The sequence below is a fragment of the Mesorhizobium sp. WSM4808 genome (genome assembly GCF_055811675.1).
This window is the reverse complement of sequence record NZ_JBVVQX010000047.1, coordinates 1-15,366: the sequence shown is the minus strand read 5'-3', so window position 1 is coordinate 15,366 and position 15,366 is coordinate 1. Positions and strand designations below refer to the sequence as shown.

4 protein-coding genes and 10 pseudogenes are annotated in these 15,366 nt (G+C 60.0%); 4 read left to right on the top strand and 10 right to left on the bottom strand.

Translation table 11 applies throughout. The features are described 5' to 3' along the window. From AC0L2U_RS34160 to AC0L2U_RS34140, 5 genes and pseudogenes are all read right to left on the bottom strand, one after another. Positions 1–496, bottom strand: a pseudogene (locus tag AC0L2U_RS34160) (IS110 family RNA-guided transposase); the annotation flags it as partial. A gap of 303 nt (positions 497–799) precedes the next feature. After that, a pseudogene (locus tag AC0L2U_RS34155) lies at positions 800–1,952 on the bottom strand (IS110 family RNA-guided transposase). A 91-nt stretch (positions 1,953–2,043) separates the two neighbouring features. Continuing rightward, positions 2,044–2,304, bottom strand: a pseudogene (locus AC0L2U_RS34150) (IS110 family transposase); the annotation flags it as partial. Positions 2,305–2,585: 281 nt separating this feature from the next. Continuing rightward, the gene (gene asnB, locus AC0L2U_RS34145) at positions 2,586–4,418 is read right to left on the bottom strand and encodes an asparagine synthase (glutamine-hydrolyzing) (protein WP_473603613.1); all 1,833 of its coding nucleotides are present in this window, start codon (positions 4,416–4,418) and stop codon (positions 2,586–2,588) included. A 221-nt stretch (positions 4,419–4,639) separates the two neighbouring features. Continuing rightward, a pseudogene (locus AC0L2U_RS34140) lies at positions 4,640–4,867 on the bottom strand (transposase); the annotation flags it as partial. 439 nt (positions 4,868–5,306) lie between these two features. On the opposite strand from AC0L2U_RS34140, the pseudogene AC0L2U_RS34135 reads away from it, so the two are divergent. Then, positions 5,307–5,429: pseudogene (locus AC0L2U_RS34135) on the top strand (IS256 family transposase); the annotation flags it as partial. Positions 5,430–5,543: 114 nt separating this feature from the next. Then, positions 5,544–6,566, top strand: a pseudogene (locus AC0L2U_RS34130) (IS110 family RNA-guided transposase). A 588-nt stretch (positions 6,567–7,154) separates the two neighbouring features. On the opposite strand, the gene AC0L2U_RS34125 reads toward AC0L2U_RS34130, so the two are convergent. The 4 genes and pseudogenes from AC0L2U_RS34125 to AC0L2U_RS34110 form a co-directional block, all read right to left on the bottom strand. Then, on the bottom strand, positions 7,155–8,915 hold the full coding sequence (locus tag AC0L2U_RS34125) for an ABC transporter permease subunit (RefSeq protein WP_473603611.1): 1,761 nt from the start codon (positions 8,913–8,915) through the stop codon (positions 7,155–7,157). A gap of 18 nt (positions 8,916–8,933) precedes the next feature. Then, complete coding sequence (locus tag AC0L2U_RS34120; RefSeq protein ID WP_473603610.1) at positions 8,934–9,983, bottom strand: ABC transporter ATP-binding protein; 1,050 nt, start codon at positions 9,981–9,983, stop codon at positions 8,934–8,936. A gap of 148 nt (positions 9,984–10,131) precedes the next feature. After that, positions 10,132–11,229, bottom strand: coding sequence for an ABC transporter substrate-binding protein (locus tag AC0L2U_RS34115; RefSeq protein WP_473603609.1), 1,098 nt, complete (start codon positions 11,227–11,229; stop codon positions 10,132–10,134). Between the two features lie 249 nt (positions 11,230–11,478). Continuing rightward, positions 11,479–12,626 (bottom strand): annotated as a pseudogene (locus AC0L2U_RS34110) (amidohydrolase). A 403-nt stretch (positions 12,627–13,029) separates the two neighbouring features. Here AC0L2U_RS34110 and istB point away from each other — a divergent pair. Together istB and tnpC are read left to right on the top strand one after the other, a co-directional pair. Continuing rightward, a pseudogene (gene istB, locus AC0L2U_RS34105) lies at positions 13,030–13,803 on the top strand (IS21-like element helper ATPase IstB). A 104-nt stretch (positions 13,804–13,907) separates the two neighbouring features. After that, a pseudogene (gene tnpC, locus AC0L2U_RS34100) lies at positions 13,908–14,777 on the top strand (IS66 family transposase); the annotation flags it as partial. Positions 14,778–14,927: 150 nt separating this feature from the next. On the opposite strand, the pseudogene AC0L2U_RS34095 reads toward tnpC, so the two are convergent. Beyond that, positions 14,928–15,148, bottom strand: a pseudogene (locus AC0L2U_RS34095) (hypothetical protein); the annotation flags it as partial. Between the last annotated feature and the right edge of the window lie 218 nt (positions 15,149–15,366).

Below are 15,366 nucleotides of genomic sequence, written 5' to 3'. Positions count from 1 at the left end.
CAGGTCGCGAGCCTTCTGGAACTTTGCATCCGGTGCCGACGGCCGCCAGTAGCGCGGTGGCTCCCAATGCTCCGATTCCGGGGATCGTCATGAGCCGGCGGGCAACATCTTCTCGATCTGCAATCGCTGCGATTTCCCTCGTCACGCCATTAATGCGCTGCTCCAACTGGCGCAGATCGGCGAACAGGTCCACGACCAGTTTGCGCATTGCCGGCGAGAGGTCATTCGAAAGGTCATCGAGAACCAGTGGCAAGTCGAGCTTGAACAGTCCGGCGCCCTGTCTCAATGCGATGCCGTATTCCAGACAGAATGCTCGCATCTGGTTAATCAGACGGGTTCGCGTGCCGATCATCTGGTCGCGCACCCGATGCAAGGCTTGGAGGTCGGTTTGCTCCTCGCTCTTGATCGCGGCAAATCGCATCGTCGGCCTCGTGGCTGCTTCGGCGATAGCTTCGGCATCGATGATGTCGCTCTTGTTCGACTTGACGTAGGGCTCACATGAGGAGGATTGGATCAAGTATGGATTTTCAGGTCATCGTTTTCTCCTCTGGTGTTTCGGATCCAAGGTCCGAACCCTTCATTGGAGCGCGTGTCGCAGTCGACCTGCGCGCTCAAGCTCACATGCGGTCGCCGAAATAACGGCTGCACCAGAATTCCGCATCCTGCGGACAGGGCTCGGGAGGACGGGACCATTCTTAACTACGGCGTGCGAGGCCAAACCCTACGCCGGTTCGTCCCCCCGGATCCGCCGGAACTGATCGGGTCCCGGTGGAATTGGTTTCAGTTTTCCGGGTGGCGGTCAGGCGGCCTTCATTCTGGCGCCCTCGATCACGACACCGCCGGTCACGTACTTCCACAGAGCGACAAGCAGTTTGCGCGCCAGAGCGACGATGGTGACTTTCCTGGTGCGTGGGCCGAACCGGCGGACCCTCTCGTGATACCAGCATGCAAGCGCCGAACCCGGCTGATGCCGCAGCCAGAGCCAGGCCATTTCCACGGCAATGGCGCGCAAACGGGGATTGCCCGCCTTCGAGACACCCTCTTCGTGGTTGGTGCCACTCTTCCAGGGCGTGGGCGCAAGACCGGCATAGGCCGCGACCTGGCGCCTGTTCGCGAATTTCCGGAACAGGCCTTCGGACCACAAGGCGCCGGCAAAACCGGGGCCAATGCCCTTGAGCTCGAGCAACATCCGAACCGGCTCCAGTGCGGAACCGGCGGCCGGAGCCTCCTCCAAGAGCGCATCACGCTCCGCCTTCACGGCCTCGATCTGCCGGTTCAGCAGCTCGATGACTTCCAGCTCGCGCAGGGCCAGCGTCTTGAGATGTTTCGGAAGGCGGCCGCCCGTCTCCGGTGCGCAGAGCCTTCAGGCGTTCCCGGCGGTCCTTATTCCGAGGCTCGTACCCGCCGATCCCTTGCGCGAAGAACAGACCCTTCAACCGGTTTACATGACGGATACGCTCTCCGATCAGAGTCTTCAGTTCCCGGCAAAGACGCCGACGATCCTCTTCTTCCGGTGTCGGTACGCAAACCATCGAACAGACCCGCGGTTCGCCCCTTTTCCACGCCATGAGTGTGCGAACAAGCGCCTCCCCGTCGATCCGATCTGTCTTGGCGCGGCGATGCCGGCGCGAAACCGCGATCGAAGCTGGGTCAACGACGTGGCTCTCGATCCCTTCCGCGACCAGGGCGCGGTGAATCCAGAACCCGTCCAGTCCGGCTTCCTGGATCACGATCACTGGGACAATCCGGCCGGTCCGGCGGCGGACATGGCGTTGCAGATCCGAAAACCGCTCCAGCAGCCCCGGCATATCCCCACCCCGCACCTGATGCCTCGACAGCTTGGACCCCACGGGGGCCGCAAGGGTGGTCACCAGCCACGTCGAGCGGCTGAGCTCCAGAGAAACGAAAATCGCGCCGCACTCAACGGTCGCAATCGTATGTGCGGTGGTCATTCTGGCAGTCTGCATGGCAAAGGTCTCCATCGAGAAAGTGAGCGACCCAACTCTTCCAGAGCTAGGCGCGCGCGTCTCCTCCTCATGGAATCTTCACGAACTGCGCTGGGATCAGGCGAACCTTGTGCCCCAGTGCCTGAAGTCTCCTGGCTATCCATTGCGATCCAGCGCACGATTCCATCCCGATGATTGCCGGCGCTGCCCGCTCAAAGAACTTCATCAACGTATCGCGTCGGAAGCGAACTCGCTGGACGGGCTCGCCGTAGCTGTCCAAGCCGACGACGTGGAAGATGTTCTTGCCGATATCGACGCCATAGACGGCCGCAGGGCGCGGCGCATTGCGTGGGGACATTGCAACCTCCTTTGTTGTGACTGCCCAGATGATGCTGCGGGAGGACGGGGCGGACCATCCCGTTAATGGTAGGGCCCGCCGTTAAGCGCGAAGCCGTCACGGTGAGCGCGACCAAGGCCCCCACGTCAGATCACCTTGACGCTGGGGCCGTGTGTTTGGCCCGCGGTTGCGTTTTGAAAGGCATCAGCTCCGCTACTGCCGTTGTCGCTTGCCTGAACCCACAGCAATAAACGATCCGTGCACCAACGCCCCTTTGGTATCATTTTGCGTCTTCTGTAGTCTCAGATCGTGAGACTCACGTTGTAATCCATCAGGAAATCCTGCAGGGTCAGGATTTGCTCAACCCGCCTGAAGTTGTCGGTCCCATCGAGCAATGCCCGGGACTGGTCGAGAGACAACAGCGGGGCCACTGCCGCATTGCGGTCATTCAGCAGTGCGGTGAATCGCGTGCGCAGCATTCTGTCATAGGTGGCATCTTGGATAAGCGGATACGCGCTCTTCACACGCTGGACAACTGACTGCGGGAGCAGGTCCATCATGGCGGCACGCAGTAGACTCTTCTCGCGTCCGTCGAAGGCCTTCTGGGCCCATTGGGTGCCGAACACGTACTCAACCAGACGGTGATCGCAGTAAGGGACCCGCACCTCAAGACCCAAAGCCATGCTCATCCGGTCCTTGTGGTCGAGCTCCATCGGCAGGTAACGCGTCAGGAAGAGGTAGGAGATCTCGCGCATGCGACGCTCGTGCGGATCGGCCGAGGCCGGCCCGGTCAGGGCCGGTACTTCCGCAAGTGCCCTGCGGTACTGCTCGTCGAGGTACCCGGGGAGGTCGAGTTTCTCGACAAGGCCAGGGTCTAAGCACCGCCGCACGATATCGTCGCTGTCATCGATCCAGGGAAACGTGTCCGCCTGAACGTACGAGGGATCGTGAAAAAACCGGTAGCCGCCGAAAAGCTCGTCAGCACCCTCCCCAGAGAGGGCCACCGTCGAGTGTTGCCGGATGGCCCTGAACAGCAGGTAAACGGAGCTATCTTGGTTCCCGTAGGTCAACGGCAGGTCGCGGGCGTGGAGGGTGGCTGCCCGCACGTTCGAGTCCATGAGTTCGTTCGCCGACAACGTAATGTCCGTGTGGTCGGTACCGACGAACTTGGCGACATCCTGCACGTATGGACCGTCGGGTGTGGGGTGCGCCGGGCCAGGAATGAAGTTGTCAGTGTAGCCGACGAAGTCGAGGGCGAATGATCGGATCCGTTCGTCGCTGAAGCGCGCGGCCAGGGCGGTCATAGCCGAGGAATCGAGCCCGCCCGACAAGAGTGTGCACAGCGGCACGTCGGCGATGAGCTGCCGCTGGATTGTGTCCTCGAGCAAGTCGCGGACGCGCCGAACGGTGGTAGGCACGTCGTCGGTGTGCTCGCTGTCGGTGAGCTGCCAGTAGCTCATCTCCTTGATGCTTTCGCGGGTCACGCGGACGATGTGGCCGGGCCGTACCTCACGCATGCTACGGAACACGGCGTTATGCGGGTCGGCGACGAGAGATAGTGTTCGCCGAAGCCCGTCGGCGTCCATGGCCCGCTCGGCGAGACTATTGGCGAGGATCGCCTTTGGCTCGGAGCCGAATAACACTCCGTGCTCGGTGGGGTAGTAGTAAAGCGGCTTGATGCCGAGCCGGTCGCGTATAAGAAGCAGTTCGCGCTCGGCGGTGTTCCAGAGTGCGTAGGCGAACATGCCGTTGAGTTCGCTCACGGCGGTGCAGGGATCGCGTCGGCCCCACTCGCGGTGGGCGTGCAGCACCACCTCCGTGTCACTGCTCGTGTCGAACCGACAGCCCAGGGCGACGAGCCGTTGACGCAGCTCGCGGTAGTTGTAAGTCTCGCCCGTGTAGACGAGCACCAACGCCGGTTGGCCGTCCTCCTGGAGTGTCATCGGCTGGCGACCGCCCTGGCTATCGATGATTGCCAGGCGGCGGTGTCCCAGTGCCGCAGGCCCGTCGATCCAAGTCCCCTCGTCGTCCGGACCACGATAGGCCATGGTGGCCGTCATGTCAGCAAGCTCCCTTCGCGCGTCGGGACTTCCTAGGTCACGATTGAAATCGATCCATCCACAGATGCCGCACATATTTTGACTCCTTGCGTGGGTAATTGTCGAGTCCATGACGTGGTTTGCCGATGAGCACGCATGCGCCATGCCAAATGAGAAACCGTTTCGAAGCAAAGGGATAAATTTGGCTCAGCTAAGTTGCCTGTCCGACGTTGTCGGACAGCGGACCGCGCCGAAGTCGAAACGCTTGCGGGTCAGGAGGATATCTTGCTCGTGCAAAAGAGTGCGCCTCGAGGTTAAGCGATTGCGTCGAGGCGCCTTACCCGAGTCGTCTTGACGCCGACGGCAATGATGATGGCGAACGACAAGATGCGGCCGCCGCGGCGCGCCTTCAGGTAGGTCGCATCGATCCACATATACGGCAAACCACCCTCGATCGGCCGCTCAGGGAAGGCCTTCACCTTGCCGTCAAGCTCCTCGCAGAGCCGGCTCGCCTGGCTCTTGGAGACGTCGCTCGCGCCCATAGCCGCCCGAGCGCGTAATTTGACGAACACGAATGCGCATGAAAAGTCCGCCAGATTTAATCATAGGCCGCCGCCCCTATCCTCCGCTAGTGTACCGTCTCAACGAAGGATTCCCTTTAGCTTTGACGTGCCAGTCAGAGGGCATGTTAAAGTTAATCGGCACGGTTCTTTGTAGTCGATCGCGGGCGCGAGGGGCGGCGGGCAGGGGTCGCGACTGGAAGCCTGATTGAACTGAAAGCGGGAGGGCTGGTGGGGCTTTGGGGGTCCGCCTTGGGCGGATGTGGCCGAGCGAAGCCACGGCGCCGCCGCAGCCCGGACAGATGTCCAGGGAGTGCCCTGTGAGACGGCGGTAACGGTTGGCGATAGTCGGCGGTCGGGTCCGGCGGTCGGCGGCGTGGGCGCCGCCAGAAGAAGACGGCACTGGGCGATCTTGGCCACGCGATGCCTGCGCCTGGTCAGGGCGTTGGCCGTCGAAACCAACGAGAACTGGATGGAGGCCAACCGATACATCAACATGGACGACCTGCACGAGCACAAGAGGCTCGCGCTGCGCCAAGCCGCATGACCAGTATCGTGGCCGCCCCAATTTGCTGATGGGGTGGATGCCAGCCTTCTCCGACGGCATCGCAATGTGCCAAGTTTGTGGTGTTAGCGCCACGCAAAGGAGAGGCAGGCATCCATGGAAGAGGGTACCGTCATTGGGGTCAATCTGGCAAAGAACGTCATTCAGCTGCACGGGGCGGTAGATGGATCGGTTGTGTTCCGCAAGAAGCTGTCGCGCCTGCAGTTTTGCAAGTTCATGGCGAGTCAACCGGCATGTGTCGTGGCGATGGAAGCGTGCGGCAGCTCCACTACTGGGCCCGTCAGATGGCTCGGCTTGGCCATGAGCCAAGACTGATTGCCCTGGCCTATGTCAAACCGTTCGTCAAGCGGCAGAAGAACGACGTCGCAGATGCGGAGGCGATCGTCGAAGCAGCGCAACGACCGACAATGCGCTTTGTCGAACCGAAGACCAGGGAGCAGCAGTCCCGGGCTATTGTGTTTCGCACCAGAGAGCAGTTCGTGAATCAGCGAACCGAATTGGTGAATGCGCTGCGCGCGCACCTCTATGAGTTCGGTTATGTTGCTCCGCAAGGCATCGGCCACCTGCCACGTCTGGCAGAGATCGTCGAGGACGAGAGCGCAGACCTGCCGGATTTGGTCCGCGACATCTGCAGCGCTCTACTTAACCAGATCGACCAGTTGAGCAGCCGGCTCGCGGCATTGAAGAAGACGATCGACACGCTGTCCAAGCAAGCTGCAACATCTCGGCGCTTGCAAACCATGCCAGGTGTCGGCCCTATCGCTGCCCTTGCCATTGAAACCTTTGCGCCGCCGATGGAGGCACTTCAAGTGCGGTCGCGATTTCGCCGCCTGGCTCGGGCTGGTCCCTCGGCAGAAGTCGAGCGGCGGCAAGCAACGGCTAGGGAAGGTATCGAAGATGGGCCAGCGCGATATTCGGCGGTTGCTCATCATCGGCGCCATGGCTGTGGTTCGATGGGCGTCTCGGAGGCGCGCGCCTGACGGTTCCTGGCTTGCCCGCTTGAAGTTGAAGAAACCGCGCATGCTGGTGGCAATCGCGCTGGCCAACAAGATGGCGCGTGGCATCTGGGCCATGCTGACGAAACAGGAGGACTACCGTCCGGCGACGGTGCCTGCGTAATTTCCAACAACGCGGCGAGACCGGGACGTCGGGGATGTGAGGAACGCATGAACTGCATGGGCAAATGATCGATCAGATCGGGGTCAGGAAAACCAGAGTCAAGTTGAGAGCCCACGCAAGCTCGCTTTGCTGATTTGGACCTGATCCGCGCATCACCATACCGGCCCGCGGGGACATGGAACGGCCGCAAATCAAGGCCTGACACATGACCGCACTCGATCACATGTCCAATGCTTCAGGTTCTTCCTTGCAAAACGGCTGGCATCCACACAAGAACTTGACGCACACAACTGAACACCGACTTGGATGGACTATCTGCGCCTGCACCACCGGCTCACGGTGTCTGACACGGATTTGGACACCCCGTCTCCGTGCACTGCACGCCGGGAAAGGCGCGCCAAGCTTAACCCTCGCTATTGAGCGCCCATTGCTCCGGAGAGTTGACCAACCAAGCGTGTTTGCATCCACCCCTGACATCGGCTAGCGCTCACCCTGGTATCGCCCCCCTCCAAGGGGGGTTCCGCGGATACTCAAGTCGAACCGATACGCTCGCCGCTTTGGGCGCTACCTTAAGCCGATCCTGCATCGTCAGGCCGGCAGGCATGGAATATTGCCACGCGTCCGTGACCGCCGCCATGTAACGTAAATGGCGCCAAGCCAGATGATTGGCAGAAGCATGAGGAGAGATGCGACGGCCGCGATTGTGGGATCGATCTCGTGGCGGATGTTCTCCCACATCTTCAAAGGAAGTGTGCGTATTGAAAGCCCGGTGACCATAGAGGAAACAACCAGTTCGTCGAACGAATGGATGAAGGCAAACACCGCACCCCCAATAACACCCGGCATGATCAGCGGGAGCGTGACCCGTCGGAAGGTGCTTAGCGGCCCTGCCCGCATGCTCTTTGCTGCCATCTCCAGGCGCCGATCGAAATTAGCGAGCGTCGCTGACACGATCACGACGACATAGGCGATGCCGCCTAGGCTGTGGGCCAGCACCAGGCCAGCGCTCGTGCCTAGCAGGCCAACGCGAACAAGCCCAAGGTACGCCGCGATAGCGACGACAATGACCGGGAATGTGATCGGCATGAGCAGCAGCATGGTGAACAGCCCGCGCCTCCTCGCAGATATGCGGCTCAGGCCATAGGCAGCCAGTGTCCCTGCGATGGACGATAGGATAGTGACCGAAAGCCCGATCTTCACGCTTGTGACAAGAGCGCCGTTCCAGGAAGGATCGCTGAAGAATGCTTCATACCATTGGAGAGACAGGCTCGAAGGCGGGAACTCCATAAATGTGCTGGGGCTGAACGACATCACAATCACGACAGCGCCGGGAAACAGCAGAAATGTCAGCACGCACGCCACGAAGACGATGCCGACTATCCGCCACGAACGCTCGCTTGCACCTGCGCGGTAGAGTTGGGCGGTCCATTGCGCGGCTCTACGTGACATCGTGAGTTCGTTGAAGAAGCCAAGGATCCTTCCAAGGAACGGCCAACGGCCCCCTGGTTTTTTCGTTGCGCCGGACTGCCCGCCCGCCAAGTCCAGCCCAACGATCGAAAGTACCACGAGCGCCACGGCTAATAGGACGAAGGCTGCGGCGGAGATCTTAGCCATGTTGAAGGAATTCGCTACCTGAGCCGCAATGAAGGTCGACAACATGACGTCCCGCATGCCGCCCAGCGCGGCAGGCGTGATGTAAAAACCGAGGCTCAACACGAAAACCAACAGAGAGCCGCTTCGAAGCCCTGGAAGGCTCAGAGGGAAGAAGACTCTCCAGAACGCGGTCATCGGTCGGGCACCCATGCTGCGGGAAGCAGCCATGAGCGATCTGTCGATCCCCAGCATTACGCTCACAAGCGGCAGGATCATCGTCGGCAGCATGATGTGGACCATGCCGATGTAGACGGCGACCCGGTTGTAGATGAGCGGGAGTGGACTGGAAATCAGGCCGTAATCCGACAGGAGGTTATTGATCAGCCCCCGATCACCAAGGATCATGATCCATGCATAAGTTCGTGCCAACAGGCTGGTCAGGTAAGGGATAACAACCAGTATGATCAGCGCGGTGCGAAGCTGGCGCGGGGCGGAGGCGATCAAGTAGGCAGTCGGGTACCCGATGAGGATACAAATGGCGGTTGTCGCCCCGCTCATCTCCATCGTTTGGATAAGCACCCGAAAATTCGCGGGCTGGGCAAAAAACGCCCGATAGTTGTTCAATGAGAAGGCCGGCGCGTTAAGGCTTGTCAGGAATAACAGAACGATCGGAATTCCAAATATCACAAGCATGATGATTATGCCTGGCGCAGTCAGAAGAATCGGCAGTTGGCCCAGCTTGCGGAGATTTTGCATCATGGTTCCTAAGCAGCCCTATGAGGCCACGAACCGAACGTCGGACCGCAACCAATCAAGGCGAACCTCGTTGCCCGGGCGGAAGATGTCCTGTCCTGCCGCGACATGTTCGCGTACGATGATCCGTACCGCACCTACGCGAACCCGATATTTGCGAAGAGGGCCAGCGTAGATCATTTCCTCGACAACTCCTGTGACGGTTTGGCGTTTGTCGGCGTCTGCCCGCACCCGGGAGCTTGGGGCGGCAATCGCGACGCGCTCCGGTCGCACCATTGCTAGGGTTCCCGGCTGCTTGGGCACATCCGTCTCGATGGCCAAGGTGTTCGGCTCGAGGATGTTTGCTTCTCCAAGAAAGCTCGCTACGAATTTCGTAGCAGGCCGGTCGTAAAGAGCTTCGGGGGTGTCGGTCTGCTCAATCGCGCCGGCACGCATCAAGACAATCCGATCCGAAAGAGTGAGGGCTTCCTCTTGGTCGTGTGTCACGCAAACGGTCGTAATCCCGAATTCCCTATGCAGGGTCTTGATCTCCCCCTGCATCAGTTCCCGCAGGTTTCGGTCCAGCGCGCCGAGCGGTTCGTCGAGGAGGAGGATTGGCGGATCGGCGATCAGGGCTCTTGCGAGCGCGACCCGCTGCTGCTGACCACCGCTGAGCTGCGATGGCATCCGATCTCTAAAATCATTCAGGTGGACGCGCTCGAGGATCCGATCTACGCGCGTGCCACGGTCCGCGGCGGCCACCCCCCTCATTTCGAGAGGAAACTCCAAATTGCGACGTACGGTCAGATGGGGAAATAGGGCGTAGCTCTGGAACACTATTCCCTGGTCGCGACGATACGACGGTACGGCTGCTACCGACCTGCCCCCGATCAAGATGTCGCCGCCGTTCGGAGATTCAAAACCGGCAAGCAGCATAAGAGTGGTGGTCTTGCCGGAGCCGCTTGGCCCGAGGATCGTGAGGAATTCGCCCTTCTCGACAGTAAGAGAAAGGTCTCTGACAGCTACGACCTGGCCATATAGCTTAGTCACGCTCCGGAATTCGATCTGGGCCAGGGTGCCTGAGTTTGCCAATCCTAGGTCCTCTGCAACTTGGGTCCCGCTAACATGTGCATTCACAATAAGGCTCCGGGAGGTAGAATAGCCAGGTGGGGGACGCGGAGCGCCCCCGACCATTGGGAAAGACTGAACCTTGATGGAAAAAACGACCGCAAGTCGCTGATTAGCCGAGGATCCATTCGTTCCAGCGGTTCGAGAGCCGCTCGGTATTCGACAGACCGTCCGAACCCACTTCGCCGTACCACTTCGCCTGCATCGGCACGCTCGACGCAACATACTCCGGGTAACTGGCCAACTTCCTTCCAAAGTCATCCGGAAGCGCTTTAAACGCGTTTTGGTTGGTCGGTCCGTACGGCATGAGCCTAGAGAACGCAGCCTGCCTCTTGGCGCGCGTGGCAAACTCGATGAACTTCTGAGCATTCTGGATGTTCGGCGCACCCTTAGGGATGAACCAGCTCTCCCATGTAACCTTCTGCTCGTTTCTGTTCAATACGATAGGTTCACCCTTGTCGATGAGCAGGGTCGCTCGGCCGTCATAGGTACTCGTGAGATCGACAGCCTTGTCGTGCATGAGCTGCTGGACTTCGGAGCCGGTGCCCCACCATTTGCGGATGTGCGGCTTGATCTTGTCGAGGCTCCCGAAAACGCGGTCGATGTCCAGCGGATATATTTCCGCAGGCGCGACGCCGTCCGCGAGAAGGGCTTCCTCCCACGGGCCTTCGACTCCGCTCTGACCAGTTGTCAGCGCCCGGACGCCAGGGAATTTGTCGACATTCCAAAAATCTGCCCAGGTCGACGGCTTGTTGGATGAAAACTTCTCGGCGCTGTAAGCCATGGCATATGCGTAGACGTACATACCGACGCTGTATTCGTCCCTTGCAAATGGAACGATTGCGTCAAGCTCCTCCTTCTTGAAAATCGAATAGTCTATCTTGTCAACGAAACCTTTGGCTACGGCTTGGTTGAGGATCATCGGGCCGGTACACGCAACGTCGATTGAGACGCTGTTAGTGGTCGCCATCAGTTCCAGCCTGGCCAGATCGATCTGGTCGGTGATCGCGTTCACTTTGATGCCGGTTTCAGCCTCGAACGGCTTCACGTGCGCCTCGATATTGGCCTTGCCGAGGTCGCCGCCGTTGATCAGGACGGTCAGTTCGCCTGCCTGCGCCGCCGCGCCTCGCGTGGAGGATGCCAACGCACCCATCGTCAATGCCGCCGAGCTAGCTTGGATGAAACGCCTACGGTTCATTGTTAGGTTCATAGTTCCCTCTCCTTTTGGCAACCGTTTTGGTGAAGCTTCGTTCTTGCGCATTCCTAGGCAGGGTGACCGAATACCTCATGCGTTTTGTCCGCTTTCAGCAAATATGAGGCACCAGAAAGAGTTCTTTGCTCCAAAAGGTCCAGGCTTCTGAAGCGTATCCGTCACAAGTCAAGGCGATTTGAAATATCCTGCATCCCCATCCAGAAATTAAAATCGCAAGTTGCGCGACAACCGCCGAGTTCTGCATGTTCATCTGCTCGCCAAGACCGACTCTACAAGGCTCACCCAGCCCACCCCATAGGGAAAGGGCGTCGTCGTCGAAGTCGTACGCAGGATTGTGCACGGCCGCCGCTTGGCCATTTCCGATGAAGATGAAGCGCCGGGCCGGGAATTGAGCATATATGCAAAATCCTCCGCACCCATTTCAGCCCTGATGTTGTCGTGTACTAGGTCTCGGCCAACCAGTTCGGCCGCCACTTCCACCGCCATGTGGAATTCATCCGGGTGATTGAACGTAACCAGCACCGATCGGCGATATGTGGACTCGATATCTCCTCCCAAAGCGCGCGCGACCCCTTGGGCACACTCCTTGATCCGACGCTCCGCGAAATCCCTTAGAGTTGCCGACAAGCTCCTGACTGTGCCGGTCATTGACGCTTGATCGGCGATAACGTTGTAGGCTTCTGAGGCACTCAGTTTCGTGACGGAGATCACAAGCGACTCGGTTGGGCTCACATTGCGAGATACTAGCGTCTGCAGCGCGACGATAATCTGGGCGGCGATGACGACGGTATCGATCGTGCGCTGCGGGGCGGCAGCGTGGCCTCCCTTTCCTTTCACGACGATGTCGAAATCGTCTTGCGATGCCATCAGGGAACTGTCTCGCGTACCCAAATCGTCCGATCTCGAGCCCTGGCCGATTATGCATACTGAAGACACCGTACCGGCCCATGATGCCGTCCTCGATCATCTTCAGGCCGCCTGATGGCAGCTCGACTTCTGCAGCGGGCTGAAGATCAGAGCAACGGAGCCGCGGAATTTGCCAGTTGCGGCCAAATGTTTCGCGGCGCCGAGCAGCATAGCCGTATGGCCATCATGGCCGCAGGCGTGCATCTTTCCTTGGACGAGAGACGACCAGGGCTTCGCGAATTTTCGTAGATGGCAGCGCGTCCATGTCGGCGCGTAGTCCAATCGTCGGACCTTCACCACCCGCCCTGAATGACGGCCACAATACCGGTCTCGGCTATGCCCGTTTGGATGTGATTGATGCCGAATGAAGCCAGCTTCTCGGCAACGAAGGCCGCCGTGTTGTGGACGTTGAAACCAAGTTCAGGATGCTGATGCAGGTGTCTACGCCAGTCCCTAACCTCTTCCTGCCTTTCCACGTTGCCCATCATTCCTCCGTTGGCGTCGACAAACTCGTCTCAAGCCCATTTTTGCGCCACGTCGTCCGGTTGACGATGGCGGGGTGCCGGTTCTCATGAGCCTGAAGCAATAGCGTGATGCATAGGTTTCAAATAGCGGCGTATGTCGAAACGCGGGGTCTATTGAGATGGGCAATTTGCAATGGCGCCGGCCACTTAGCTGATGCGACCCATGCGGTGGCGCGATCGGCGCGCACGGCGGATCGATGAGCGAGCGGACAAAGTCTGTTACATCACCGGAGTTTCTTGATGGACGATCTCGACGAGAATCCTTGCGGCGCTGCAACACAACAATCGCATATCGTTTTCGGAGCTCGCGGAGCCGCTGCGGAACCGGCAAAGCCGACACCCCAGCACGCCAAGAAAGGAAGAAAGGATGCTGACGAACCCCACCCTCGACCAGATGCAAACCCTCGGTCTGGCCGGCATGGCTGCCGCCTGGCGCGAATTGGCCGAACGGAACAACGCCAACGAGCTCAGCCGTGACGAGTGGCTCGGCCTATACTCGACCGCGAGGTCACCATACGGGCCGACAAGCGCGTCCGGAACCGGCTCGCATCAGCCAGGCTGCGCTTTCCCAAGCCTGCATCGAGGACATCGACTTTGCCGCGCCGCGCGGGCTCGACCGGCGCAGCACCATGGCGCTCGCCCAGGGCGAATGGCTGAAGTCGCGTGAGAATCTATTCGTCACCGGCCAGACCCAACCAGCAAGTCGTGGCTAGCCTGCGCGTTCGGCCGGCAAGCAGCACGGCTCGATCATTCCGTGCTTTATGTGCGCGTGCCGCGCCTGTTCGAGGATTTGGCGCTCGCCCGTCTCGATGGCCGCTTCCCACGCCTCATCGACAAACTCACCCGCGCACAACTGCTCATCCTCGATGACTTCGGAACCCACTCCCTCACCGACCAGCAGCGCTTCCATCTGTTCGAAATCGTCGAGGAACGCTATCGCCGCAAATCCACCCTGATCACCGCCCAGGTCCCGGTGGCCAGATGGCATGACCTGATCGCAGACCCCACCATCGCCGATGCCATTCTCGACAGGATCGTGCACAATGCCCACCGCATCGTGCTCCAGGGCGACAGCATGCGAAAGCAAAAGGCCGCGCCCCTCTTGACCGGCACCGAAAACGGCGAAATCAATCATCCATGAACGCAACAAGGCACCCGAGGACCGACGCCGCCAATCTGTCCCGACATTAGCGAAACCGCTGTCCGGGAATTAGCGGAACCCCTGTCCGGCTTTTGCGAAATGCGCAGCTCGAGCCGCTCGCCGATTACGCACTGACCCGCATCAAGCAGGGTGAGCGGGTCTTTGCCGATGAGACCACGCTGCCAACGCTGGCGCCGGGATCGGGCAAGGCCAAGACGGCCTATTTGTGGACTTATGTCCGCGACGACCGGCCGTTCGGAGGCAGCGGACCGCCCATCGTCGCCTACCGCTTCGAGGACAGTCGCGCCGGCGAATGTGTCGCCCGCCATCTGGAAGGCTATTGCGGCATCCTGCAGGTTGATGGCTATGCAGCCTATAACCGGCTGGCCAAGCCCGATCGGGCCAACGACGTCATGACGCTGGCGGGATGTTGGAGCCACGTGCGGAGGAAGTTCTACGAACTGCATGTCGCAGGCTCGTCCGTTATCGCCACGCAGACGGTGGCGCAGATGGCTCCGCTGTGGGCGACTGAGGAAACCGTCCGCGGCAAGGATGCCGCAGCCCGGATGGAAGCCCGCCAGGACAAATCGGCATCGGTTATCGCCGCGCTCTTTGCCCGGTGGGAAAAGGAACTGCCCAGGCTATCAGGCAAGTCGAAGCTTGCCGAGGCGATCCGCTACGCGCTCGGCCGGCGTGCCGTGCTCGAGCGCTTCCTTGCCGACGGCCGCATCGAGCTGGACTCCAACACGGTCGAACGTGCGATCAGGCCTCAAACAATTACGAGAAAGAACTCGTTGTTCGCCGGCAGTGACGGTGGTGGACGGACATGGGCAACAATAGCCACGCTTCTGGCCACCGCCAAAATGAACAATGTCGATCCGCATGCCTGGCTCACCCAAACCCTCGAGCGCATCGCCAATGGTTGGCCAAACAGCAACATCGAGGCGCTCATGCCTTGGAACTACCAGCGCTAAACGGCATCAGCTACGCGCTTACCCAGAAGGTAACCTTCAGTGCCGAAAACTGGCCGACCTTTGATCGGAATGGCGGCCGGCTTCACGCCGGAATCCGCACCCTCGTTGAAACAAAAGAAGCAAAATCTCTCGGCGTGTGAAACGCGCGGCCTACGCTCTCAAACGTTGGAGCGAGCACAAAGTTATTTGGGACCGAATGGCGTCATAGCGGCGGCAGTAGTTCCCGTTGATGAAGCGGCGATGGTGTATATGGGCGTGCACGGCCCGCGCTAGCACTTGGCTCTCAATGTCGCGGCGAATCGAGACGTAGTCTTCGGCGCTCTGCGCGTGGTGATGCGGGCGATGTCCTGCTCGATAATCGGATCTTCGTCTGGTGTAGGTGAAGGGATGTAACCAGGCGAACGCGATGCCGATCAGGCGTCGTGGCTCTTTCCAAGCGGTGCGCGATTGCGGATCGACGGATCTTTGATCCGACAACGCTTCTGCGTAGTTAACCAAAGGATCATGGTGACGCTGACCGACCAGGTTGAGGTCGCCCTCAGGCTAGCGCTCCGAGCATAATCCGCCGGCTCGTATGGTGGTCGTAGAT

What these genes read in the sequence shown, in the direction of transcription:
- asnB (WP_473603613.1), bottom strand. Translation starts at nt 4,418, where the DNA reads ATGTGCGGCATCTGTGGATGGATCGATTTCAATCGTGACCTAGGAAGT.
- AC0L2U_RS34125 (WP_473603611.1), bottom strand. Translation starts at nt 8,915, where the DNA reads ATGCAAAATCTCCGCAAGCTGGGCCAACTGCCGATTCTTCTGACTGCG.
- AC0L2U_RS34115 (WP_473603609.1), bottom strand. Translation starts at nt 11,229, where the DNA reads ATGAACCTAACAATGAACCGTAGGCGTTTCATCCAAGCTAGCTCGGCG.